The sequence below is a fragment of the Devosia polycyclovorans genome, from assembly GCF_042181575.1.
GTDB lineage: Bacteria > Pseudomonadota > Alphaproteobacteria > Rhizobiales > Devosiaceae > Devosia > Devosia polycyclovorans.
This window is the reverse complement of record NZ_CP170082.1, coordinates 3,602,065-3,626,969: the sequence shown is the minus strand read 5'-3', so window position 1 is coordinate 3,626,969 and position 24,905 is coordinate 3,602,065. Positions and strand designations below refer to the sequence as shown.

Below are 24,905 nucleotides of genomic sequence, written 5' to 3'. Positions count from 1 at the left end.
ACATGCAGACCTATGATCGCGTTCAAGGGAACGAAACTGAAGCCTACATAAAGGCTCGTATATTTAATGGCGCCCAAGAACCTGAAGCAGAACTGCACAAGGGCGGGCCGGACACGGAAGGCGCTGATTCAATTTCTGGGCCCATGAGCGTCCTTCAAGCTCTTGAAAGAGGCAAAGAGATTGCCTCGGAGAATGGCGTTCAGTTTCTCATTCAAATGGATGGAGCGGCTTGGGACGAGACTTGGGGCATGTTACGCGTCTAGCTCACTGAGTAATTCATGGACTTTGCCGACACTTCCGTTCGAAGGACGCGCTGGCCGGTGCGTCCTTGTGCCGCCATATCGAGAGGGGCCTTATTCTGACGTGCCCCCGCCGTTTCGGACCATTCTGAGCTGGAGTTTTCCAGTTATGATCCCTGACCGGGAGATGGAGAGTCCCGATGAAGGCATCGAAGTTTTCGGAGGCGCAGATCGCCTTTGTTCTCAAGCAGGCTGAAGACGGCACGGCAGTTGGCGAGGTCTGTCGCAAGGCTGGGATTTCCGAAGCCACGTTCTACAACTGGCGCAAGCGTTATGCCGGGCTGATGCCGTCGGAGGTGAAGCGATTGCGTCAGCTCGAGGAAGAGAATGGCAAGCTCAAGCGCCTGGTCGCCGATCTCAGCCTGGACAAAGCCATGCTGCAGGATGTCTTGGCAAAAAAGCTCTAAAGCCTGCCCGCCGGCGCCAGCTTGTCGATGTGGTGAGGGAGACCTGGAAGGTGTCGGTGCGTCGGGCCTGCGAGGCCCTGCGGATTGATCGCTCCCTCTACACCTACAAGTCCAAGCGCGGCGAGCAGGCCGACCTCAAGCTCAGGATCAAGGAGATCTGCGAGACCCGGGTCCGATACGGGTATCGGCGGGTCCATGTCCTCCTGCTGCGGGAAGGGTGGCCAATCAACATGAAGCGAACTCGTAGGCTTTACAACGAGTTGGGGCTACAGCTGCGCAACAAAACACCAAAACGACGGGTGAAGGCCAAGCTCAGGGAGGACCGAACGGATGCCACCCATTCCAACCAGATCTGGGCGATGGACTTCGTGCATGACCAGTTGGCCACCGGCCGGAAGCTGCGCATCCTGACCATCGTCGATACCCATTCCCGCTACGCGCCGGCCACCGATCCGCGGTTCAGCTACCGTGGTGAAGATGTTGTGCAAACGCTTGAGCGGGTCTGCCAGGAGCTGGGTTATCCGAAGATGATCCGGGTGGACAATGGGAGCGAGTTTATCTCCCGAGACCTCGATCTGTGGGCATATCAGAGGGATGTGGTCCTGGACTTCTCCCGGCCCGGCAAACCCACCGACAATGCGTACATCGAGTCGTTCAACGGTAAGTTCCGGGCCGAATGCCTGAACCAGCACTGGTTCCTTAGCCTTGACGACGCCCGCCAGAAAATGGAGGAATGGCGTCGAGACTACAACGAGGTCCGACCTCACAGCGCCATCGGCAACAAATCACCGATATCGCTCATGAATGCCTACGGCGCATCCGGTCCGCCGTGAGTGCTACCCCCGGGAAATCCCCCAGCCGGGTGGCCCAAAATCGGGGAGCACGTCACGCTACCCCGGGAAATCCCCAGCCGGGTGGTCCAAAATCGGGTCCCACGTCAGCTACCCCGGGAAATCCCCAGCCGGGTGGTCCAAAATCGGGTCCCACGTCAGCGCGTCTGTCGGTCCAGATCCTTCCGGTCCACAACGAAGAGGCACTTCTCAATGTCCGGATTGTCCTTCAGGAGCGTTGAAGCCTTGAAAGAGGTGAGCGTTTTGCCGCTGCCGGTGGTGTGCCAGACGTAGCCATTGCCGCAGTCTTGCGCAATGGAATCGACAATCGCCTTCACGGCGTAGACCTGATAGGGCCGCATCATCAGGAGCTTCTGCTCGCTTGCGACCAGAACCATATAGCGGCTGATTGTCTGGCCGAGCGTGCACTTGACGAGGAAGGTCTCGGCGAAGCTGTCGAGGTGAACAATCTTCTTGTTGTCTACGTCGGCAAACTCGTAGACCGGTAGGAAACGCTCCTCGGCATTGAAAGCGAAGTGGCGCGCATTGTTGTTGGCGAAATAGAATGTTCGATCCCGGTTGCTAACAATAAAGAGCTGAATAAAACACAGCAGGGTTTTGGTGTAGCCGTTCCCAGGATCGTTCTTGTACTCGACTATCTGCTCCATGGCGCGACGCGGGGTTATGCCGAGGGTCTTCAGCTCGGCCTGAACGACCGGTACGCCGTTGATCAGTAGAATGACGTCATAGCGATGGTGGCTGTTGTCCGTGTTGATGCGGAGCTGGTTGACCACCTCGAATGAATTCTTGCACCAGTCCTTGATGTTGACGAGCGTGTAGTTGAGCGGCGTTCCGTCATCTCGGATGAAACTGCTTCGCTCGCGCAGCGTTCGAGCCGCCGTGAAAACATCCGACGTGATGATCTCGTCCAAGAGGCGAATGAATTCAGAGTCGGTAAGGCGAACACGATTGAGTGCCTCGAACTTCTCCCGGAAGTTTCGCTCTAGGGTCGTGCGATCTCTTATGTCCGGACGATACTCGTACTTGAGGTCCCGCAGTTTTGTAACGAGTGAGTCCTCAAGGGTGCGCTCTAGTATATTCATATTGAGAACGTCACTCCGCAGGCTAAACTTGTGCTGCCCCTCATCAGGGATTCGGTATGTTTACCTGTGAATTGGCGGGTTGGGGAGGGCCACGGCGGCGTATCGACTAATCAAGGGGCTACCCTCCCCGCCTCAAAAGCCGCCAATTAGCCACCGGACCAAGCTGACGCTGCCCCGAATTGAAGGGCATTTAGGCATAGCTAATTTTCTGCGTCGTCGCGCATCCCATCTAGCAGGTCGGCCCACCATTGCATCATGCGGACGCGCTCGTCCCAGTAGGTAGAGCGATTGTATATTCGACGGGCTTCGCGGGCATCGAGATGAGCGAGTTGAGCTTCAATGGCGTCCGCACTAAAATTGCCACTCTCGTTGAGGATGGTACTGGCGGAGGATCGAAAGCCGTGGGCTGTGTGTTCCGACCTGCGAACCCCCATACGGCGCATGGCCGAGTTCATTGAATTCTCTGATAGCAGCTTCTTGCCTGACATCATTGACGGAAAGACGTAGATCCCGTCACTAGCCATTTTCCGCATCTCCTCAATCACTTCCAGGGCTTGGCGGGAAAGAGGTACCTGATGCTCGCGGCGCATCTTTGTCTTCGCTGCTGGGATGGTCCAGACCGCATTTGCGAGATTCAATTCGGTCCATTCCATGGACCGCGTTTCACCAGGACGGGCGAAGCACAGCGCTTGAATTGAGAGAGCGCCACGTAGTGATGGCCAGCCCTGATAGCCATCAATTGCCCTTAGAAGTCCGCCGATTTCCTTCGGATCGGTAAGCGCTGGATGGCTCACTGGAGCATGCCTTTGAAGCGCCCCGCGTAGTGCCGAAGTCGGATCGCTCTCTGCGCGCGCCGTCGCGATAGCGAAACGGAAGACTCTCCCGATCGCGGCGCGTGTGGCAAGAGCGCTTTCCACGCGACCACTCCGCTCTAAGGCCGCCAGCACGGCGAGGACATCCTTGGCGGTGATTTGGGTGATGGGATGGGGCGCAAGTTTGGACGCGAGAGTCTGGAGCATCCACTTGTTCTTCTTGATCGTCGGTTCTGCCCGTCTGTCACGGTGCATTTTTTCGATGAACTCTTGTGCAATCACCCCAAAAGTGTTTCCTGCCGCGGCCATTGCATCAAGGCGCGCCCGCCTCTTTGCCAAAGATGGATCAGTCCCCTCTCTCAGCAGCCGTTTTGCGTCATCCTTTTTTGACCTTGCGTCTGAAAGAGAGAGCGCCGGATAAGGGCCGAACGTAAGGGTCTTGCGCTTCTCGGCAAATCGGTAGTCCATCCTCCATGACTTGCCGCCAGCGGGTGAGACAAAAAGATACAGCCCTTCCATATCCGGAAGCTTCTTCGCCTTCTTGTCAGGCTTCGCGTTTCGAATCTGAATGTCGGTTAGGGGCAATGACGGTATCGTCCCACTGATGAAAAGTTTGATACCGTCAAAAATACCGACAAAATCGTTGGCTGTCACTGGACATTACCGCACCGCCTCGCGCGCGCGAGGGGCCGAGATCCGCTGAAACCTTGAACTAGTAGACTTTGCGGGACGGTGCTGGACTGGTCGCTGGAGCGGGTGAAGGGAATCGAACCCTCGTCGTAAGCTTGGGAAGCTTCTGCTCTACCATTGAGCTACACCCGCCTGCGCCACTAGATGCTGGAAAATGTTGCCAGCGTCAAGCATTCGCCCGAAGCTCTCGTTCAGGCCGCAATTGAGACGCCCAGCGTTAGCAGTTTGCCAACGAATTGGGCGATTTGACAGCTTTCCACGGCTGCTGGCGTCATTGCACTTGCATTGCTCAAGAAACGCAAATATTGCGTAATTGAATGAAAAGGAACCGCAATGGTACCGGGCAAGCGCGCCAGCCAGGCCGATATCGCAGAAAAGCTCGGGGTGTCGGTGTCCACCGTGTCGCGGGCGCTGGCCAACGAAATTGGCATCAGTGATGCGGTGCGGGCCGAGGTCCAGCGTGTCGCACGCCAACTCGGCTACAAGAGCAAGCATCCACCTGTCATGGGGCGGCTCGACAAGCGCGCACTGACCCTGGTGCCGCTCAACAGCGCCATGGGAAGCCTTGCCAGCTTCTACCACGGCATCGTTGCGGGCATGCGCGCCCAGGCCGAGGAGGCCGGCATGGTCCTCGATGTGCGGCTGGTCAATGAAGACATGGTCTCGCTCGAATTCATCCGGCGCCAGATTGCCAAGACCGGTGCAAATGGGGTGATCCTGGCCGGGATCGATCCGGACGACGACATTGCCCAGTGGGCGCACGAAAGCGGCACGGCCGTGGTCCTCGCCAACGGCACCGACCCATTGATGCGCTTCAGTTCTGTGGCGCCGGCCAATTTCTTCGGCGCCTACCAGGCCACCCAGCGGCTGATCGACGCCGGTCACCGCAAGATCCTGCACTACACCTATCGCCATCGCCCTACCATTCTGCAGCGGCGGCGGGGTTTTGAGGCAGCCATTGCCGCCAATCCCGGCGTCACGGGGAAAGTCGTCATTTCCAATGAGCATTCCTCCAGCGATCTGCTCGCGTCCCTCCTCGCCGGCGATCATGACGTGACCGCGGTCTTCTGCTGGAATGACGGGGTGGCGGTAGGCATGGTGGAAGCGCTGCTGGGCCAGGATTCCCCCATGCCGGCAGGCTTTTCAATTATTGGCTTTGACGATTTGCCCATTGCCGGCATGGCCAATCCGCGCCTGAGCACTGTGCGGGTGGACCGCGAGGCGCTTGGCCGGGGCGTCATTCGTGTGCTGACCAACCAGCTCGATTGCGAGGCGGCTATTCAGCAACTCGAAATCGGCGTCTCGCTGGTTGAGGGCGAGACCGTCCACAGCCTTGGCTAACGCTATTCTTGCGTAATTTTTTTCCTGGGCATGTTGAAAACCAGGCTTCAGCGGTGCCCTTGGCGGGCTCTATCCGGCTGTCCCGACGATGCAATTTCCGCAAAATTGCGTAAGTTGCGTGAAATGCGCAAAAAGCTTGAATTTGCGCAAATTGGTGCATAGCCTTGCATAGCGTCCGATTAACCCGCCAAGGGAAATTGCTAACAGACTGTTAGCGCCGGGCGCGACCCAGGGAGGGATTGCGTGACTTTACGGCGCTGGACAGTGAAAGACGTGCGGGAGGTGCTGAGCGCCGCCGCCGATTTCACGCCGTTTCCACGATCGGGCGGGCCTGAAATGGAGAGGCTCAAGGCTGCCCTGGGACAGGAGGAAATTGCCGGACTCCTGCTATGGGCTGAGACTGACGCCAGCGCGCCAATTCCTGTCCTTCCAGCTTCGCTCTACGCCGAGTTTGCCCAAACCGGTCGGCGTGAAGGATATGAAGACGCCCAGCGCGATCGCCGCAACAAGCTCTACCGCCTGACCCTGGCCGAATGGCTCGAAGGGCAGGGGCGATTTCTGACATCGCTGGAAGACCTCGCCTGGGCCCGCCTGGAGGAAACCAATTGGGCCTGGCCCGCTCACGCCCGCGCGCTGGATAGTGCAGACCATCCCACGCTCGATCTGGCCGCTGCCATGACCGCGCTTGACCTGGCGGAGACCGACCACCTTATCGGGGATCGGTTGGCACCCAATTTGCGGCGTCGCATTCGGGCCGAGGTCGAACGCCGCGCGATCAGTCCGTTTCTCGACCGGGACGACCATTGGTGGCTGCGCACCACGCCGCAAAAGCAGGTCAACAACTGGACCGCCGTCTGCGTCGCCGGCGCCGTGGGCGCCGCGCTCTATCTCGAACCAGACACAGATCGTCTCGCCCGCATCGTCACGCGCGGCCTTCATAGCCTTGCCGACTATCTCGAGACTTTCGACCGTCAGGGCGGCTCGTCGGAAGGTCCGGACTACTGGACCTATGGCTTTGGCAATTATGCCGTTCTGGCGCATTTGCTGCATGCCCGCACCAATGGCGCCATAGACCTGCTGGCCGGAGATCTTGTGCGCGACATTGCCCAGTTCCCGCTCCGCACCCAGATGGCGCCCGGGGTCTGGGTCAGCTTCTCCGACAGCGACAGCAATCCGGTCTTTCATCCCGGACTGCTCTCGCACCTGGCCGGCCATATGAACCTGCCCGGACTGCTCGGTCTGGGGATGGCCAATGACTTCGCCGTCGAGGGCTTCAACCAGTTCTGCTGGCCCCTGCGCCAATATGCCTGGCCCCTGCCTGAACATACGGCGGCGGCCCAGCCGGGCCCGCACGACTGGTATGCCGACATGGGCTGGATGATCGGCCGGCTCGATCCAGATGATCCAGCATCTCTGCGCCTGGCGGCCAAGGGCGGGCACAATGACGAGATGCACAACCAGAACGATGTCGGCTCCTTCATGGTCGTGGCCGGCGGCAAGGTTGTGCTGACCGATCCCGGCCGGGGCCGCTATTCCAAGAGCTATTTCGGGCCCGAGCGCTACCAGAACCTCTTTGCTTCGTCGCGTGGCCATTCGGTGCCCATGATCAACGGTCTTGAGCAGGCCGCCGGGCGCGACCACGCCGGCAAAGTGATGGTGCATGAGCATGGCGCGGATGCGGACCGGCTCGAACTCGACATGGCCGCCGCCTATCCGGCCGAGGCCGGGCTCTCGTCGCTCAGGCGCAGCCTGATGCTGGACCGGAAGACGCCGGGCGGCCGCGTGCTGCTCGAAGATGACTTCGCCTTCGCGGGCGATGAGGGGCTGTTCCAGTCGGTTCTGGTGACGCCCATGGCCGCGGAGGCCGGGAACGGCATGGTTCGTATCGGCGACACGGGGGCAGGCGTGAAGGTGCACTACGACGCCGCGGCCCTCGACGTCGCCCTGGAACGTCATGAGGGGGCTGAAAAGCAATACCAGCCTGCAGTCGATCTCACGCGCGTGGTGTTTACGCCCCGCCGACAAAGCCGGAGCGGACGTCTGGCGCTCGAAATCTCACCGCTCGACTGAGCGGAGGGTGCCGCCCGGTTGTGGGCGGGTTTATCGCGGTCGCCGGTTCAGAGGAGTGCCGGGGCCAGAACTGAAATCCGGTGGCGGGACAGCCCCGGAAAGGGAGGATTAGGATGAGAAAGCATGATTTTCTCGGCTTGACCGGCGCGGTGGCCATGGCGGCCATTCTGGCGGCGGCCGGACCGGCGCTCGCGGCAGGCCAAGCGCCTGAACTCGAGGCGCTCGTTGCAAGCGGCGACCTGCCGCCGCTCGAAGACCGTCTGCCGGCCAACCCGCTGGTAGTCGAGGGCGAAAGCGTGGGTCAATATGGCGGCACCTGGCGCATGGGCATGAATGGCGGCGGCGACAATGGCCTGATCGTCAAGACTGTCGCCTATGAAGGCCTGGTTCGCTACGACCACCAGTGGGACAAGGTTATTCCCAACCTGGCCGAAAGCTGGGAGGTCAATGACGACGCGACCGAATACACCTTCAAGCTGCGTGAAGGCGTGAAATGGTCCGATGGAACGCCTTTCACCAGCGAAGATATCGCTTTCACCTTCGAGATGTACCAGGACCCCGATTACGCGGCGGGCAGCTGGATCGACAACAAGAACAATCTGCCGAGCCTGGAAGTAATCGACGACCACAATTTCAAGATCATTTTCGAAAAGCCCAATGGCATGTTCATGGGCACCATTGCCGGGGTAGATGGCATTCATATTACCTCGCTGCAGAAGAAATATTGCAGCCAGTTCCACCCCACCTATAACGAGAACGCCGCCGCCGACGCGGAAGCGGCAGGCTTTTCGAGCTGGGCGCTCTACCTGCAGGATCGCTGCGCCTGGGGCTGGGAAACCATTCGCTACGCCAATCCCGACCTTCCCACCATCTATGGCTGGGTGATCGAAACCCCGCTGACGGCCAATACCTCCCGCGTTACTTGGAAGCGCAATCCTTATTATTGGAAGGTCGATGCGGAGGGGAACCAGCTTCCCTATATCGACAATCTGGACATGCGCGTCAGCCAGGGTGGTGTCGAAGAGCTGACGCTGGCCGCGCTCAATGGCGAGATCGATTTCCAGGAACGCCACATCGCCACCACCACCAACAAGCCCCTGTTCTTCGATGGTCAGGAAGCGGGCGGTTATCACCTCGGCGAGGTGATCCCCTCGGCCTCCAATTCGCTGGTCCTGCAGCTCAATCTCAATCACCTCGATCCGGTCAAGCGCGAGCTCTACCAGAACAAGGACTTCCGCATCGGCATTTCCCACGCCATCGACCGTCAGGAAATCATCGACGTGGTCTTCACTGGCCAGGGCGAACCCTTCCAGGTCGCGCCGCGCCCTGAATCCGCCTTCTATGACGAAGAGCTGGCCAAGCAATATACCGAGTTCGATCCTGACCTGGCCGCCCAGCATTTCGAAGCCGCCGGCCTGACCGAAAAGAACGGCGATGGCATCTATCTGATGAGTGACGGCAATCCGGCAAAGATCACGATAGACGTGATTTCGGCGCTGCGCCCCGAATGGATCGACATGCTGGAAATCATGCAGCTTCAGCTTGGCGCTGCCGGTATCGAGATTGAGCTCAACAATATCGATCGTACTCTGTTCTACGAAAAGCGTCCGGCCGGCGAGTTCGACGCCCAGGTCTGGGCTGGCGACGGTGGTATCGAGGCCCTGCAGGAGCCGCGCTACTACTTCCCCTTCTCCGATGAATCGGTCTGGGCCTATCGCTGGGCGCAGTGGTTCAACGGCACCCGCTCGGAAATCGCCGAGGAACCGGTGGATTGGGCCAAGGAGCAGATGGAGCTCTATAACCAGGTCCGCGCTTCGGGCGATCCGGATGAACGTGCCGAACTGTTCCGCCAGGTCCTGGCGATCACCAAGGAGCAGTTCCCGGTCATTGGTGTGAACCTGATGCCGAACTCCTATTCGATCATCCGGAACAACCTCAAGAACGCGCCTGAATCCATGTTCAACGCTTGGCTCTTCCCGACCCCAGCGCCCATGGATCCGGTGACCTGGTACTTCGAGTAAGCGGGTCCTCCCCCGCACCGTCCCCTCGCGGCGCTCCCGGGCCGCGGGGGGAACCTCCAACAACCAGCAAGGGCCCCCGCCATGCTTGCCTTCATCATCCGGCGCACCATCGCCATGGTGCTGACCCTGTTCGCCGTATCCATCGTGGCCTTTGCCATTATCCAGCTGCCGCCGGGTGATTTCCTCACCAGCTATATCGCCAATCTTTCGGCAACGGGCGACCAGGTCGATCCGCGCGTCATCGAAAATTTGCGCAATCAATATGGATTGGGCGAGCCCTTCTATATCCAGTACGCCAAGTGGATATCCGGCGTTGTCCAAGGCAATTTCGGCCACAGCTTCGAGTGGAAACGACCCGTCTGGGAACTGATCTGGGGACGCCTGGGCAATTCGCTGCTGGTCGAAGGCCTGGCCGTCATCGTCATGTGGCTGGTGGCCCTGCCCATCGGCATCTATGCGGCAGTGCGCAAATATTCCCTGGGCGACTATCTGGCCACCATTGCCGGCTTCATTGGCCTGGCCGTGCCCAATTTTTTCTTCGCGCTGATCCTGATGTACCTGGCCTATATCTGGTTCGGCACCACGCTGGGCGGGCTGTTCTCGCCCGAATTCGAAAATGCGCGCTGGAGCCTGCCGCGCATCTGGGACTTCCTGACCCACGCCTGGGCGCCCGTCCTGGTGCTCGCCACCAGCGGCACCGCCGAACTCATCCGCATTCTGCGCGCCAACCTGCTCGACGAGCTGAAAAAGCCCTATGTGGTCACCGCGCGCGCCAAGGGCCTGCCTGAATGGAAGGTGATCCTTAAGTATCCCGTGCGGCTGGCGCTCAACCCGCTCGTCTCGACCATTGGCTGGCTGCTGCCGGCGCTGGTTTCCGGTTCGGTCATCGTCTCGGTGGTTCTGAACCTGCCCACGGCCGGCCCGATGCTGCTGCGCTCGCTGACCACCCAGGACATGTATCTGGCCGGCGCCATCATCCTTCTGCTCAGCGTCCTCACCGTTATCGGCACGCTGATCTCGGACATTCTTCTCGCCCTCATCGACCCCCGCATCCGCTATGGGGCCAAATAATGGCTGTCGACAGCATGGAAAACCTCGCGCCCGCCGCCGCAACCCCGGTCCGCCCCGCCCGCGAAAGTCAGTTCGGCCTGATGTGGCGCCGCTTCCGGCAGCATAAGCTGGCTGTGGTCAGCCTCTGGGTGGTTGGCTTCTTTTACCTCGTCGCTCTGCTGGCGGAATTCCTCGCCCCCATGGACCCGTCCGATTACAGCGCCCGTTACACCTATGCGCCGCCCCAGGGCCTGCATTTCGTCTCTCAGAGTGAGGATGGCGGCTGGCAGTTCGGTCCCTACGTCTATGGCTACAAGACCGAGATCGACCCGGTTGCCCTGCGCCGGACCTTCGTCATCGACGAAACTGTCAAGCTGCCCGTGCGCTTCTTCGCCCAAAGCGAGCCCTATCTGCTGGCCGGTGTCATTCCCATGTCCATCAAACTGATCGACGTCGAAAACCCGCGCGACCCCTTCTACATCCTGGGGGCCGACCGGCTGGGACGTGACCTGCTGAGCCGCCTTATCCATGGCACCCGCATCTCCCTGTCCATCGGCCTCGCCGGTGTCACCCTGAGCCTGTTCTTTGGCATCGTCATCGGGGGCTTTGCCGGGTTTTATGGCGGCTGGTTCGACAGCGCGGTCATGCGCACTGTCGAATTCATCCGCTCCATGCCCACCATTCCGCTCTGGCTTGGGTTGGCGGCGGCCATGCCCAAGGACTGGTCGGCGCTCCAGACCTATTTTGCCATCACCATTATTCTCTCCCTGATCGGCTGGACCGAACTGGCCCGCGTGGTGCGCGGACGCTTCTTGTCCCTGCGCACCGAGGACTTTGTCACCGCAGCCCAGCTCGATGGGGCCAGCGACTGGCGCATTGTCACCCGCCACATGGTGCCCAGTTTCACCAGCCACATCATAGCGGCCGCGACGCTGGCCATTCCCGGCATGATCCTGGCAGAAACCGCCCTGAGCTTTCTTGGCCTGGGCCTCCAGGCGCCAATCGTCAGCTGGGGAACCCTGCTGCAGGACGCCCAGAATATCCGCACCCTTGCCACGGCCCCCTGGCTGCTCGCCCCCGGCGTCTGCGTCGTGGTGGTCATTCTTGCCCTCAACTTCTTCGGAGACGGCCTTCGTGATGCCGCAGACCCCCATGGCCGCTGAACCGCTTCTCACCATCAAGGACATGTCCATCAGCTTCTCCTCGCCCGATGAAGCCGATATCGAGGCCGTGCGCCAGGTCGACCTGACCCTGACGCCGGGCAAGACCCTGGCTTTGGTCGGGGAAAGCGGCTGCGGCAAGTCCGTCACCGCCCGGGCCGTGCTGCGCCTGCTCGACAGGAATGCGAAGATTCCGCGTGGCGAAATCCTCTTCGACACCGGCCAAGGCGCGGTGGATATCGCCCGGCTGCATTCCGACAGCACGGCCATGCGCGCCATTCGGGGCGCCGAGATCTCCATGATCTTCCAGGAGCCCATGACCTCTCTCTCGCCGGTGCATACCATCGGTGATCAGATCGACGAGATCATCATCCTGCATGACGGTCTCTCGCCCAAACAGGCACGCGAACGCACGGTCTCCCTGCTCGATCAGGTTGGCGTGCCCGGCGCCCGCGATCGCGCCAACGCTTACCCGTTCGAACTCAGCGGCGGGCTGCGCCAGCGCGCCATGATCGCCATGGCCCTGGCCTGCACGCCCAAGCTGCTGATCGCCGACGAGCCGACCACCGCGCTGGACGTCACCACCCAGGCCCAGATTCTCGATCTCCTGCGCCAGCTGCAGGATGATTTCGGCATGGCCATGCTGTTCATCACCCATGATCTTGGCGTGGTCGCCGAGATCGCCGATGAGATCGCCGTGATGTATCTTGGGGACGTTGTCGAGCAAGGGGACGTCTATGAGGTCTTCCGCGCCCCCAAACATCCCTATACCCAGGCCCTCATGAACTCGGTGCCGCGCCTGCAGCGCAAGGCCGATCGCCAGCGCCTCTCGCCCATCAAGGGCACGGTGCCCTCGCCCAAGGATCGCCCCGCTGGTTGCGCCTTTACCAGCCGCTGTCCACACGCCTTTGGTCCCTGCGCCGGCACCCGTCCTGAACGCACCAAGGTCAGCGGCGCGGGTCATGTGGCGCGCTGCCATCTCCTCACTCACAAACAGGCAGAGGTTCTCGCATGACAACGCTGCTCACCGTCGAAAACCTCTCGAAAGTCTTCCATCTCGGCGGCGGCCCGTTCCGGCAAGGCCGCGAACTGGTCGCGCTCAACGACATCAACCTGACCGTCGAGGCCGGCGAGACCCTCGCCATCGTGGGTGAGAGCGGCTGCGGCAAGACAACGCTGGGGCGCTGCATCATCAAGGCACAACCGGTGACCTCGGGTCATGTCTTCTATCATCCAGAGGGGCAGGGTCATGTCGACCTCACCACGCTCAACAAGCGGGACATCAAGCCCTATCGCCGCGACATCCGCATGATCTTCCAGGACCCGATGAGTTCGCTCAACCCCAATATGCGGGTCTTTGACATCGTCGCCGAACCGCTGCGAGTGCACAAGCTGATGCGCGGTAAGGCGCTCGAGGCGCGAGTCTACGATACCCTCGCCAAAGTGGGCATTTCTCCCGACGCCGCCGGGCGCTACCCCCACGCCTTTTCCGGCGGCCAGCGCCAGCGCATTGGTATCGCAAGAGCCTTGGTGCTCGACCCCAAGCTGGTGATTGCCGATGAGGCCGTCTCGGCGCTCGACGTCTCCATCCAGGCGCAGGTCCTCAATCTTCTTGATGACCTGAAAGCGGATTTCGGGCTCACTTATATATTCATCAGCCACGATCTTGGCGTGGTGAACTACATCGCCGACCGGGTGGTCGTGATGTATCTGGGCCATGTTGTGGAAAATTCGCCCACCGAAATGCTCTTCGAGCGGCCGCGCCATCCCTATACCGAAATGTTGCTCGAGGCCCTGCCCATTGCCGATCCGACACGGCGCAAGGGCCGGCGGGCCGAACTCAAGGGCGAAATCCCCTATCTCGGCAATCGCCCACAGGGCTGTCCATTCCATACCCGCTGCAAATATGCCGCCGACCGCTGCCGCAGCGAAAAGCCCGCGCTTCGTCCCATCAATGGCACGGCTCAGCTTGCGGCCTGCCACTTTGCCGAAACTCTCGAACTGACCGGTGCCTATGACGCGCCGCAAAAGGCAATTGCTTGAAATGACTTATGATCCGGCCACCGCCAATCCGCTGTTTGGCAATCCGCTGCAGACCCGCGCCGATGTCGAAAAGGGGCTGCGCGACCTTTTCGATCCGCTGCTGCCCTATTTCTCTGAAGGCGGCGCGCGCGTGCGGCTTGATGGGGCAGGGGCCCATTTCGATCGCGCTGCGGCTGATCTTGAAGGATTTGCCCGTCCGCTCTGGGGCCTGACGCCCCTGGCTGCTGGCGGGGCGGACTTCGCGCATTGGGAGCTGTACCGCCAGGGCCTCGCCAATGGCACCGATCCGGACCATCCCGAATATTGGGGCCAGGTCAATTCAACCGACCAGCGCATGGTCGAGCTGGCGGCCATCGGGTTCACCATGCGCATGGTGCCCCACCTTGTCTGGGAGCCTTTGCCGCAAAAGGCCAAGGACAACCTGGCGGCCTATCTCAAGCATGCCCGCCAGTTCGACTATGCCGACAATAACTGGAAGTTCTTCCGCATCCTGGTCGATCTCGGTCTTGAAGAATGCGGCGTCGATTTCGACCGGTCCCTGACCGAGAAATATCTCGAGGAGCTCGACGGCTTCTATCTGGGCGATGGCTGGTATCGCGACGGCAATGTGCGCCGCATCGATCACTACATTCCCTTCGCCATGCATTTTTATGGCCTGATCTACGCCAAGCTCGCCCGTGGCGATGAAAAGCGCGTGGCCGCCTACAAGGAGCGCGCGGCACTCTTCGCCAAGGACATCCAGCATTGGTTCGACGAAGACGGTGGCACGCTCGCCTTCGGGCGCTCGCTCACCTATCGCTTTGCCTGTGCCGGCATCTGGGGTGCGCTTGCCTTTGCCGATCTCGAAGCTTTGCCCTGGGGCAAGATCAAGGGCCACTTCATGCGGCACCTGCGCTGGTGGGCCGACAAGCCCATCGCCCACGGCAATGGCGTGCTCTCCATCGGCTATGGCTACCCCAACCTCTTCATGTCCGAGAGCTATAATTCTGCCGGTTCGCCCTATTGGGCGCTCAAGGCCTTCCTGCCCCTGGCCCTGCCGGCTGACCATCCGTTCTGGACCGCTGAGGAGGAAGCGGCCGGTTTCGACGAAAAACCGGTGCCGCTCAAGCATCCCGGCATGGTCATGCAGCATACGCCCGGCAATGTCGTGGCGCTTTCGAGCGGCCAGCAGAACTGGCAGATGCGGGCGGGCACCGAGAAATACGCTAAATTCGTCTATTCGAGCCGCTATGGTTTTTCGGTGGAAGTGGACGAGCGCGCCTATCACCAGGGCGTCTTCGACGGCGCGCTGGCATTGAGCGACGATGGCCGTCACTACCGGGTGCGCGAGACCAACGAGACCGCACAGATCGCCGAAAACTGTCTCTTCGCGCGTTGGAAACCCTGGGCCGATGTGACGGTCGAGACCTGGCTCGTGCCCGCCCATCACTGGCATATCCGCGTCCACCGCATCACCACGCCGCGCGCCCTGCACGGCACCGAAGGCGGCTTTGCCATTGCCCGTGCCGATCTCAATGCCGACACCTATATCGACCGGCCGAGCCGGGGCGAAGCGCGCTCTGCAACCGATGTCTCCGTCATTCTGGATCTCAATGGGAAGCGCGAGGGCCGGGCCTTCCGCGCCCTGCCCAACACCAATCTGATCGCATCAAAGATCATCGTGCCGCAATTGCGCGGCGATATCCCAGCAGGAACCACGGTCCTGCTCACCGCCGCCATGGCGATACCGGCCGGGGCGGAGGCCGACAAGGCGTCGGCGCATCCGCCGCATGCGCCTGACCTTCAGGCCCTGGAAGCCCTGTTCGCGCGCGAAGGCATTGATGTCAGCGCCATACTGGTTCCGGAGCGCTTCTGATGCGGCCAAAACTCATCTTCGCCTACGACCCGCGCAAGACCAACCATGTGTTCGAGGACGACGCCCTGGAGCGTTTGGGGCGCAGTTGCGAAATTCTCTCCCGCGCGCCGCTTGCCAGCTTTTCGGCGCCGGACGACCGTGCCTTGCTTGCTCAGGCTCAGGTCCTGGTCACCGGCTGGGGGTGCCCCATGCTCACCCCCGACGTGCTGCGCAGTGCACCCCATCTCAAGCTGATCGCCCACGCTGCCGGCACGGTCAAATACACCGTGGATCCCACCGCCTATGCCATGGGCATCCGCGTGACGCATGCGGCCGAAGCCAACGCTGTGCCGGTTGCAGAGTTCACGCTGGCAGCGATCCTGTTTGCCAATAAGCGCGTCTTTGAACTGCGCGACGTTTATCGCGACGATCCCACACGGCGCAGGGCCTACCAGTTGATGGATGAGCCGATTGGCAATTTCCGTCGCACCGTCGGTCTGGTCGGTGCCTCGCGTATCGGCCGCCGCGTTGCTGCCTTGCTGGCGGGCTTTGACCTCAACGTGCTGCTTTACGATCCCTTCGTGCAGCCCGATGACCCTGTTTCACAACAGGCGGAGCTGGTTGATCTCGACGCGCTCATGGCCCGCTCCGATGTCGTTTCGGTCCATGCCCCCTCGCTGCCTTCCACAAGAGGCATGATCGGGTCGCGCCAACTAAAGCTCATGCAGGACGGCGCTGCCTTCATCAACACGGCGCGCGGCGCCCTGGTCGATGAAGCGGCCTTGCTGACAGAATTGCAAACCGGCCGTATTCATGCCGTCATTGATGTCACCGACCCCGAAGTGCCGCCCGCCAATTCGCCTTTCTTCAGCCTGCCCAATGTCTTTCTGACGCCCCATGTGGCCGGCGCCATCGGCACTGAGCGGGCCCGGTTGGGCCTGATGGCCATCGAAGAAGTTGAGCGCTTTGCACGTGGCGAGCCTATGCTCTACGAGATCGAGCCTGAATTGTTGGAAAGGCTGGCGTGATGCAACACATCCAGCCCTCTGCCGGCGCGGCGTCTGCAGATACTGTTGCCGCCGCAGCCGGCGAGACGACAGAGGCGGCTTGGCGCCGGTCTCGCCTGCAATTTCTAACCTGGGATCGCACCCCCGATGACATCGACGGCCCCGAACATCGCGCCCGCCAGGCTGAGCTGGCTGAGCGCGCCGGAGCGCGCTTTCATCCCACCGCCTATGTGGCGGCAGATGCGTCCATCTTCACGACCAGGCTTGTTCTGGGCGCCGAGAGCTGGATTGCCGGCTATGCCCTGGTGCGCGGCGAGGTGGTTTTGGGCGCTCATTGCACGGTCAACCCCTATGCGACGATATCGGGCAAGGTCAGCTGCGGCGATGGTGTCCGCATCGCAAGTCACGCCTCGCTGGTGGGCTTCAACCATGGGTTTGATGACCCCGACCTGCCAATCTATCGGCAAAAGCACGAAAGCCGCGGCATCATCATCGAGGACGACGTTTGGATCGGCGCCAATGCGGTAGTGGTCGACGGCGTAACCATTGGGCGCGGCGCGGTGATTGCGGCCGGCGCCGTGGTCAGCAAGGACGTGCCGCCCATGGCCGTTGTCGGCGGCGTGCCGGCAAAGGTGCTGCGCTATCGCGGCCAGTCGCGCCGCGACGAGCCGCGGTCACAACTGGCAGCGTTGGGCGAGCGGGCGCGGGATCAGTTCCAGGCCATTCTCAAGCGCAATATGCAGGACGGCGACTATCTTTCGCGCGAAAACCATGGCGAAAATCGCATGAGCATCCGCCACCTCTGCGACGCCGTCGAGATCGCTGCCAGCTTTGACCAATGGCCCGATGGCCTCGATGTGGCCGCGACAATTGCCCGGTTGCAGGCCGTGCAGGACCCTCAGACCGGGCTCTTTCCCGATCCCTACCAACAGCCAAAGCCCGGCGTGCCGCTGCGGCAGGACGGATTGGCGCTCTACAATGTGCTGGCCGTGGGCTATGCGCTCGAAGTGCTGGGCAGCAAGCCGCTGCACCCCATAAGCGCGGTCGAACTCCCGGCCCCCGATTTTTGTCAATGGCTGGAAAGCCTGACCTGGCGTGAGCGGGCCTGGGCGGCTGGCGCCGATGTCGATACCATTGGCACGGCGCTCTATTTCAATGCCCGTTACTTTTCCTCTGGCACATCACGGGAAACGCTGTTTGGCTGGCTCGCGCTCAAGCAGGACCGGGGGTCGGGCCTGTGGGGATCGCCGACCCCGGACCAGGGGCTGTTGCAGCCGGTCAATGGTTTCTACCGGCTGACGCGCGGCACCTATGCCCAGTTCGGCATTGCCGTGCCGAATCCAGACCGGGCGATAGACAGCGTGCTGCTCAACCACCGCAATTATGGTGGATTTTCCGGGGCCACCTATACCGCCTGCAACCTGCTCGACACCATCCATCCGCTACTGCTCTGCCTCGGTCAGACCGACCACCGGCGGGCCGAGGCAGAGCAGATCGCCCGCGCGCTCATTGCCCGGGCCGGCGAGCGCTGGGTCGATGGCCAAGGTTTCGCCTTTGCCGATGGCCAGGTGCCGGGTCTGCAAGGGACCGAAATGTGGCTTTCGGTCATTCATCTGGCGGCCAAGTTATTGGGTGAAGAGGATGCCTTCCCCTTCGTCCCCAAAGGCGTGCATCGCACCCTGGCGGTGGGGATGGGCCTATGACCAAAAGAGCCCTTGTTGTCTGGGGTGGCATGGAACTGCATACCCCCGAGCGCGGCGCCCATGTCGTGCGCGACCTTCTCGAGGAAGACGGTTTTGCCGTCACCGTAACGTCCAACTATGACGCTCTGGGCGCCGATGATGTCAGCAACAATGACCTTGTTGTCCCGGTCATTACCGATGGCACCCTGGCCCCGGAAAAGATGAACAATCTGATTGCCGCCATCCGCGCCGGCACAGGTCTTGCGGGCTATCACATGGGGCTGGCCACCACCTTCCGTGCCAGCGTGCCCTTCCGCTACGCGGCCAGCGTCTACTGGGTGCAGCACCCGGGCAATATCATGACCTACAAGGTCGATGTCAGCCGCCCCGACCATCCCATCATGGCTGGTATCGAAAGCTTCGAGCACACCTCCGAGCAGTATTACCTCAACTACGATCCTGCCGTTGAGGTGCTCGCCACCACGACCTTTTCCGGTGAACACCATCCATGGCGCAAGGACGTGGTCATGCCGGTGGTCTTTACCACCACCCATGACAAGGGGCGGGTGTTCTATTCCTCCCTCGGGCATACCGCAGACGAATTGGAAATCCCGCAGATCCGCACCATTCTCAAGCGCGGCCTGCTCTGGGCTTCGCGCTGATCACTGCTGCTGCTGCTGTTGCTGCTCGGCCTGCCGGCGCAGCACCTCGGATTCGGGCAGGGCGTTGGCGTATTTCAGTTCGCGATTGGCCCTGTCCCAGAACGCGGGATGCACTCGGTCAAGCAATGCTGGTTCGGTTGGCTGCAGTCCCAGAACGGTCCCCAGATCGGGGCGCAGAAACAGGATCGCATTCTGCCGGTACCATGCCGGAATGGCCTCGTCGGCCCAGATCGCGGGCCGCACGACATCATAGGCGCCAAGACCTTGTCCGGCAAAGAGCCCTGCCCAATGGCTCGGCCATTGTTCGTTGACATGCCCGACCCCGCCCTGACCCGGAATGGCGGCACTGAAGAGCACGGCTGGCGCCATCGTACAGAGGTCTGCAACAAAACTCTGGGCCCGGCCTGGCGACAGATGCTCGGCGACTTCCAGCGACAGCACCAGGTCGACTTCCGGGCCGGAGAGCTTTTGTTCAAGATCATGCGTCTGGAAGACAATTTTCTGTTCATCCAGCATGTCCTGGCTGACCCAATCCCCCTCGAACCCGAACACGGCTTCCGCGCCCGTCTCTAGCGCCGCAGCCAGAAACGTGCCCGTGCCGCAGCCGATATCGGCCACACGTCTGCCACGGAGATCGAGCGGCAGGGCGCCCAGCAGGCGCCGCGCTGCGTGCAAGGTATGCCGCCGCCTTTCGCCATAAAAATCTGTTGGATAGAGGAGGTTGGTCATGGTGAAACCGTCTGCTTTTTTTGCCCCTTGTGCGAGGGCGAAACCCGGGAAAGAGGTTCGATCGCGTCAAGTTGATAGTTTTGTGCCCCAAGGTGACGCTTCGGTAAGGTCTGATCTGGCACCTAGATGACCTAGAATTGGTGTAGTTGCGTAGGTTCTGGCGTGCCGGTTATCGATTTCTTCTTCAAGGCCCACGAGCCCGGTCTGATCCTGCTGGCCGCGGCCATCTGCCTGATATCCTCTTATGCCTGTATTGGCCTGCTGCGGCACGCGCAGCGGTCCAGGGATCATATGCGCGCCATCTGGACTGGCGTGGCTGCGCTGGCGGTCGGCTTCGGTATTTGGGCCACTCACTTTGTCGCCGTTTTGGCTTTCAGACCGGGATTTACCCTCGACTATGATCTGGGCCTGACCGCCCTGTCCATGCTGATCGCCATTGTGCTGTGCGGCGCCGGTATCGCCGTGGCTGTGCGGGGCACGAATGTATGGGACCGGGTGTTGGGCGGAGCCGTGGTCGGGGTTGCCATCTCATCCATGCATTATGCCGGCATCGGCGCTCTGGTTATGGGCGGAAGCTTGCAATGGAATCCGGGTCTTGTCGCCACCTCAATCTTGGCCGGCATCGTGCTGGGTGGCCTCTCCTTCCGCTTCGGCATGGGGCAGAGCTTGGGTGGCCTGTTCAGTGGCGCTCTGACATTGACCGGCGCAATCTGCGCCATGCACTTCACCGCCATGGCGGCGGCCGATTTTTCGCTTTGTTTTCCTCTATCCGCCGATGGCAGCATCGATGGCTTCTGGCTTTCGCTCGCCTTGGCTTTTATCTCGGTACTGCTGCTCGCCTTGGCATTGGGCAGCACGGTGCTGGACGAGGCCGACCGGCGCCGCACTGAGCGCGAGCGGGATCGCCAGTTGCGCGACGCTGAGCGGCTCAGCGAGGTGTCCGGCCGGCTCGAACTGGCACTGACCAATATGGCGCAAGGCCTGGGTCTTTTCGGCGCCGATGGCACCCTGCAGCTCTACAACCAGCGCTTTCCTGAATTGCTTGGCCTGGATCTGGAGCAGGACCTGACGGGCATCAGTTTCCCGCAGACCTGCCGCATGACGTTGCTGGGGGCCAATGCCGAGCTTGAGGATGTCGACGTGCAACTGGCCGAAGTCCTGGAGAGCCACCAAAATCTGATCCGGCACGGTGGAGAGATCGTCCACAAATTCAGCGAGGACCAGGTTCTCCGGATCAGCCATAACCCTGTTGGCGACGGGTCCTGGGTAACCACGATCGACGATATAACCGAGCGTCATCATTCCGAGCGTGCCATTGCCCACCTGGCCCGGCACGACAGCTTGACCGGCCTGCCCAACCGGGCTCGCTACGCCGAGGCGTTTGACTGGTCCCTCGCGAAGGTCAAAGAAAATGGCCGGAAGATAGCCGTTATCGCCATCGATCTGGATCACTTCAAGGACGTCAATGACAGTCACGGTCATGCCGCTGGGGACGCAGTGCTCAAGTCCATAGCGTCGCGCTTCAACGGCTTGCTGCGAGACGGAGAGGTCATAGCACGCCTGGGTGGCGACGAGTTCGCGGCGCTCAAGGAATTCACGAGCATGGATGGATTGCGTGAGTTTCTCGGCCGGCTCGATGAGGCCCTGTCCCGGCGGATCGAAGATGGCGAACTGGCCGTTTCGATCGGTGGCAGCATTGGCGTTGCCGTCTATCCTGAGGACGGCAACGATCTGTCCAAGCTTTTGAGCAATGCCGATCTGGCAATGTATCGCGCCAAGGCCGAGTTCGACCGGCATATCTGCTACTATGAGCGGGATATGGACGAACAGGCCCGCCAACGCCGGGACATGGCGCGCGACCTCTGGTCAGCGCTCGAACAGGACGACTTCTATCTGGCCTATCAGGTGCAAAAATCCGTGTTGACCGGAGAGACCACGGGCTATGAAGTCCTGCTGCGCTGGAACCGGCCAGGCCACGGCAATGTGCCACCTTCGGAATTCATTCCGGTTGCCGAGGAATGCGGCGCCATCAACGCCATCGGCGTATGGGTCCTCAAGAGGGCATGCCTGGACGCAGCGGCATGGCCCGAACCCTACAAGGTTGCGGTGAACGTCTCTGGTCTCCAATTGGCTCAGATCGATCTCATCGACACGGTCCGCAATACCTTGTTCATGACCGGCCTCGCGCCAGAACGGCTGGAACTTGAGGTGACCGAAACTGCCATCATCGGCGACAAGCATCGGGCCCTCCACATTCTGCGTCAGATCAAGGCCATGGGCGTGTCCATCGCCATCGACGATTTCGGCACCGGTTATTCGTCGCTCGAAACCCTGCGTGCCTTTCCCTTCGACAAGATCAAGCTGGATCGCTCTTTCATGAGCGAGGTGGAGAACAACGAGCAATCCAAGGCCATCGTCCGGGCGATCCTGGCCCTGGGCCGCTCGCTGTCTGTTCCGGTCTTGGCCGAGGGCGTCGAAACGCTGGCGCAGCTCGATGTTTTGCGTGTGGAGGGCTGCACCGAGGCGCAAGGTTTCCTGCTCGGACGACCCGGTGCTATCGACTGGAATGACCTGCTCGAAGCCGGTCTCTCGGCCTGATACGCAAGCGCAAACTGATTGACCCGATCGCAGGGCCGGGGCTAGCGTGCCGGCCATGGTCACGATCAAAGAAATTGCCGCAACGGTCGGCGTCTCCAGCGCCACCGTTTCGCGCGTGCTCAATTACGATACCACGCTCTCCATTTCAAAGCGCAAGCGGCAGGCCATCATCGAGACAGCCGAAGCGCTCAATTATGCCACCCCTCGCAACCGAAACCGAGCCATCCATCAGGGCTTGAGCAAATTGGCGCTGGTGCATTTCCTGGCGCCCGAACGTGAACTGGTCGACCCATATTACATCGCCCTGCGCCTGGGCATTGAACGCCGCTGTGCCGCCCTCAAGATCGAAACGGTAAAAGTTTACCACACAGATGCGCGGCCAGACGCCAAACTACTGCAGGAGGCCTCCGGCACCATTGCCATTGGACGGCATGATGAGGAAGAGACGGACTGGCTGCAGAAGAACTCGCGCCAGATCGTTTTCGCCGACCACCTCCCGCATGACGACCAGATCGATTCCGTCGCGGCAGACCTGCGCGCAGCCATGGAGAAGCTGCTGGCGGCGCTGGCCCAGCGCGGCTACCGGCGCATGGCCTATATCGGTTGGGGCGACCGGCGCGCCCAGGCCTTCGTGCAATGGATGACGGCGGCGGGCTGGTTTGACGACCGCCTGTTCCGCAGCGGCGACAACACCGAAGAGGGCGGCTATACGCTGACCCGCGAATTGCTCGCCGCGCGCCGCCCCATCGACGTCATCGTCACCTTCAATGACTCCATGGCCATTGGTGTCTATCGGGCTTTGCACGAGGCCGGCCTGTCCATACCCGGCGATATCGGTGTGGCCAGCTTCAATGACATTTCGGTCGCCCAGTTCCTCAATCCACCCCTGACCACGGTACACTTACCGGCCGAAGAAATCGGCGAGACCGCGGTGGAACTGCTGCTTGAGCGGGTGGGCGGGCGCGAAATCGCCAAGCAGATCAGCCTCGCCTCGCGCATTGTCTGGCGCTCGAGCACCCGCCCGACTGCCAGCGAAGAGGCGCAGTAAATTTCTCCCAGTAAATATTTACTGAAATTCTTGCGCTCGGACCAAAAGTCATATTAGCTTGCTCTCTGGGTGATGAGGAAACACCCAATTGGGAGGAAATTCAATGACTCGTATGTCCACGGGCCTGAAGCGCTCGCTCGCCGTTGCACTCGCTAGTGTGTCCATGTTCAGCGTCACGGCCGCGTCCGCTGCCGAAATCCTGGTCTGGTGCTGGGACCCCAACTTCAATGGGGCAACCATGGAACAGGCCTTTGCGCGCTATCAGGCCGAACACCCCGATGACACCATAAGGGTCGAAATCTTCGACAAGGCCGCCATGGAGCAGAAGCTTCAGACCCAGCTTGCATCCGGCACCACCGAAGGGCTGCCTGATATCGTGCTGATCGAAGATTATCGCGCTCAGAAATATCTTCTCTCGTTCCCCGGTGCTTTCGAACCGCTGACCGATCAGATCGATTACTCGTCCTTCGCACCCTACAAGGTGGCCGTGGGCACGGTTGATGATCAGTCCTATTCGATGCCCTTCGACTCTGGCGTGACCGGTTATTTCTACCGCGCCGATCTCCTTGAAGCAGCCGGCTATACTGCCGCCGATCTTGAAGACATCACCTGGGATCGCCTCATCGAAATCGGCGTCGACATCAAGGAGAAGACCGGCGAGACGTTGCTGCCGATCGACCCCAATGATGCGGGTTGGCTGCGCATCATGATGCAGTCTGCCGGCTCCTGGTATTTCGACGAGGCTGGCAATTTGACCATTGCCGACAATCCCGTGATCAAGGCCTCGCTCGAAACCTATCAACGCCTGATGAATGCAGGCATCACCAAGCCGGTGGCAGGTTGGACCGAATATACAGGTTCCTTCACCTCGGGCGACACCATGTCGACCTTTACCGGCGTGTGGATGACGGCGACCATCAAGGCCAATCCCGACCAGTCCGGTCAGTGGGGCGTTGCGCCCATTCCGCGGCTCGATGGGGTCGAAGGCTCGGTCAATGCCTCCAATCTGGGCGGCTCGAGCTGGTATGTCCTGTCCTCGGCGCCGCAGAAGGACATGGCCATCGACTTTCTCAAGACCATCTGGGGTGCCGATGTTGATTTCTACCAGGAAATCCTGATCAACCAGGGCGCGCTGGGCACCTACCTGCCGGCCCGTGAAGGTGAAGCCTTCCAGGCCAGTGACGAGTTCTTCGGCGGTCAGCCTGTCTGGCAGAACTTCTCCAACTGGCTCGCCGAGATCCCTGCGGTCAACTATGGCATCTTTACCGAAGAAGCCGACACCGCGGTGGTGGCTCAGCTTCCGGCCCTGGTCAATGGTGGCGATGTCGACGAAATCATCTCGGCCATCAACGCCCAGGTCAGCCAGCAGATTCAATAAGCTGACGGAATACCGGGGCGGCTTGCCGCCCCGGCCTCCCCGGGGCCCTTGCCGCAAGGTGAGGGTCATCGGCGGTTACGGAAACAAGCGGATGGGGGTTGGCGTGGCGCAATCTGGCTTGGCGCGAAAAGAGCAGGTGAG

19 protein-coding genes and 1 tRNA gene are annotated in these 24,905 nt (G+C 61.1%); 16 read left to right on the top strand and 4 right to left on the bottom strand.

What is annotated here, in order from left to right; genetic code table 11:
- Positions 1 to 2: 2 nt before the first annotated feature.
- Both ACE4RL_RS18050 and ACE4RL_RS18045 read left to right on the top strand, forming a co-directional pair.
- On the top strand, positions 3 to 263 hold the full coding sequence (locus tag ACE4RL_RS18050; RefSeq protein WP_375598475.1) for a hypothetical protein: 261 nt from the start codon (positions 3 to 5) through the stop codon (positions 261 to 263).
- A gap of 176 nt (positions 264 to 439) precedes the next feature.
- Positions 440 to 1,539 (top strand): IS3 family transposase gene (locus ACE4RL_RS18045; protein WP_375598474.1). Its coding sequence is split into 2 segments (ribosomal slippage): positions 440 to 692 and positions 692 to 1,539, totalling 1,101 coding nucleotides; the frame shifts between segments, so codons are not numbered across the junction.
- A 155-nt stretch (positions 1,540 to 1,694) separates the two neighbouring features.
- On the opposite strand, the gene ACE4RL_RS18040 is transcribed toward ACE4RL_RS18045, so the two are convergent.
- From ACE4RL_RS18040 to ACE4RL_RS18030, 3 genes are all read right to left on the bottom strand, one after another.
- Positions 1,695 to 2,639: a type I restriction endonuclease gene (locus tag ACE4RL_RS18040; protein ID WP_375598473.1), complete on the bottom strand. Its 945-nt coding sequence runs from the start codon at positions 2,637 to 2,639 to the stop codon at positions 1,695 to 1,697.
- Positions 2,640 to 2,839: 200 nt separating this feature from the next.
- The gene (locus ACE4RL_RS18035; protein WP_375598472.1) at positions 2,840 to 4,105 is read right to left on the bottom strand and encodes a tyrosine-type recombinase/integrase; all 1,266 of its coding nucleotides are present in this window, start codon (positions 4,103 to 4,105) and stop codon (positions 2,840 to 2,842) included.
- 94 nt (positions 4,106 to 4,199) lie between these two features.
- A tRNA-Gly gene (locus ACE4RL_RS18030) sits at positions 4,200 to 4,273 on the bottom strand.
- 201 nt (positions 4,274 to 4,474) lie between these two features.
- On the opposite strand from ACE4RL_RS18030, the gene ACE4RL_RS18025 reads away from it, so the two are divergent.
- The 11 genes from ACE4RL_RS18025 (at position 4,475) to ACE4RL_RS17975 (ending at position 19,011) form a co-directional block, all read left to right on the top strand.
- Positions 4,475 to 5,482, top strand: coding sequence for a LacI family DNA-binding transcriptional regulator (locus tag ACE4RL_RS18025; protein ID WP_375598471.1), 1,008 nt, complete (start codon positions 4,475 to 4,477; stop codon positions 5,480 to 5,482).
- 243 nt (positions 5,483 to 5,725) lie between these two features.
- Entirely contained in the window at positions 5,726 to 7,552 is a 1,827-nt protein-coding gene (locus ACE4RL_RS18020) for a heparinase II/III family protein (RefSeq protein ID WP_375598470.1), read from the top strand.
- Between the two features lie 113 nt (positions 7,553 to 7,665).
- The gene (locus tag ACE4RL_RS18015) at positions 7,666 to 9,573 is read left to right on the top strand and encodes an ABC transporter substrate-binding protein (protein WP_375598469.1); all 1,908 of its coding nucleotides are present in this window, start codon (positions 7,666 to 7,668) and stop codon (positions 9,571 to 9,573) included.
- Positions 9,574 to 9,654: 81 nt separating this feature from the next.
- Complete coding sequence (locus ACE4RL_RS18010; RefSeq protein ID WP_375598468.1) at positions 9,655 to 10,644, top strand: ABC transporter permease; 990 nt, start codon at positions 9,655 to 9,657, stop codon at positions 10,642 to 10,644.
- Positions 10,644 to 11,786, top strand: coding sequence for an ABC transporter permease (locus ACE4RL_RS18005; protein ID WP_375598467.1), 1,143 nt, complete (start codon positions 10,644 to 10,646; stop codon positions 11,784 to 11,786). The genes ACE4RL_RS18010 and ACE4RL_RS18005 overlap by 1 nt, the downstream gene beginning before the upstream one ends.
- Complete coding sequence (locus ACE4RL_RS18000) at positions 11,776 to 12,798, top strand: ABC transporter ATP-binding protein (protein ID WP_375600316.1); 1,023 nt, start codon at positions 11,776 to 11,778, stop codon at positions 12,796 to 12,798. The genes ACE4RL_RS18005 and ACE4RL_RS18000 overlap by 11 nt, the downstream gene beginning before the upstream one ends.
- Positions 12,795 to 13,826 (top strand): ABC transporter ATP-binding protein, encoded by a 1,032-nt coding sequence (locus ACE4RL_RS17995; protein WP_375598466.1) that lies wholly within the window; start codon positions 12,795 to 12,797, stop codon positions 13,824 to 13,826. The genes ACE4RL_RS18000 and ACE4RL_RS17995 overlap by 4 nt, the downstream gene beginning before the upstream one ends.
- 1 nt (position 13,827) lies before the next feature.
- Positions 13,828 to 15,681 (top strand): DUF2264 domain-containing protein, encoded by a 1,854-nt coding sequence (locus ACE4RL_RS17990; protein ID WP_375600315.1) that lies wholly within the window; start codon positions 13,828 to 13,830, stop codon positions 15,679 to 15,681.
- A complete protein-coding gene (locus ACE4RL_RS17985) occupies positions 15,678 to 16,688 on the top strand; it encodes a hydroxyacid dehydrogenase (protein ID WP_375600314.1) in 1,011 nt (336 codons plus the stop codon). Before ACE4RL_RS17990 ends, ACE4RL_RS17985 begins: the two co-directional genes overlap by 4 nt.
- Complete coding sequence (locus tag ACE4RL_RS17980) at positions 16,688 to 18,370, top strand: acyltransferase (RefSeq protein WP_375600313.1); 1,683 nt, start codon at positions 16,688 to 16,690, stop codon at positions 18,368 to 18,370. The genes ACE4RL_RS17985 and ACE4RL_RS17980 overlap by 1 nt, the downstream gene beginning before the upstream one ends.
- Positions 18,367 to 19,011, top strand: coding sequence for a ThuA domain-containing protein (locus ACE4RL_RS17975; protein ID WP_375598465.1), 645 nt, complete (start codon positions 18,367 to 18,369; stop codon positions 19,009 to 19,011). Before ACE4RL_RS17980 ends, ACE4RL_RS17975 begins: the two co-directional genes overlap by 4 nt.
- Here ACE4RL_RS17975 and ACE4RL_RS17970 read toward each other — a convergent pair whose 3' ends face one another.
- Positions 19,012 to 19,740, bottom strand: coding sequence for a class I SAM-dependent methyltransferase (locus ACE4RL_RS17970; protein ID WP_375598464.1), 729 nt, complete (start codon positions 19,738 to 19,740; stop codon positions 19,012 to 19,014).
- Between the two features lie 162 nt (positions 19,741 to 19,902).
- Between ACE4RL_RS17970 and ACE4RL_RS17965 the strand changes: the two genes are divergently transcribed.
- From ACE4RL_RS17965 to ACE4RL_RS17955, 3 genes are all read left to right on the top strand, one after another.
- Entirely contained in the window at positions 19,903 to 22,338 is a 2,436-nt protein-coding gene (locus ACE4RL_RS17965; protein ID WP_375598463.1) for an EAL domain-containing protein, read from the top strand.
- Positions 22,339 to 22,393: 55 nt separating this feature from the next.
- Positions 22,394 to 23,386 (top strand): LacI family DNA-binding transcriptional regulator, encoded by a 993-nt coding sequence (locus ACE4RL_RS17960; RefSeq protein WP_375598462.1) that lies wholly within the window; start codon positions 22,394 to 22,396, stop codon positions 23,384 to 23,386.
- Positions 23,387 to 23,489: 103 nt separating this feature from the next.
- On the top strand, positions 23,490 to 24,764 hold the full coding sequence (locus ACE4RL_RS17955; protein WP_375598461.1) for an ABC transporter substrate-binding protein: 1,275 nt from the start codon (positions 23,490 to 23,492) through the stop codon (positions 24,762 to 24,764).
- Positions 24,765 to 24,905 lie beyond the last annotated feature (141 nt).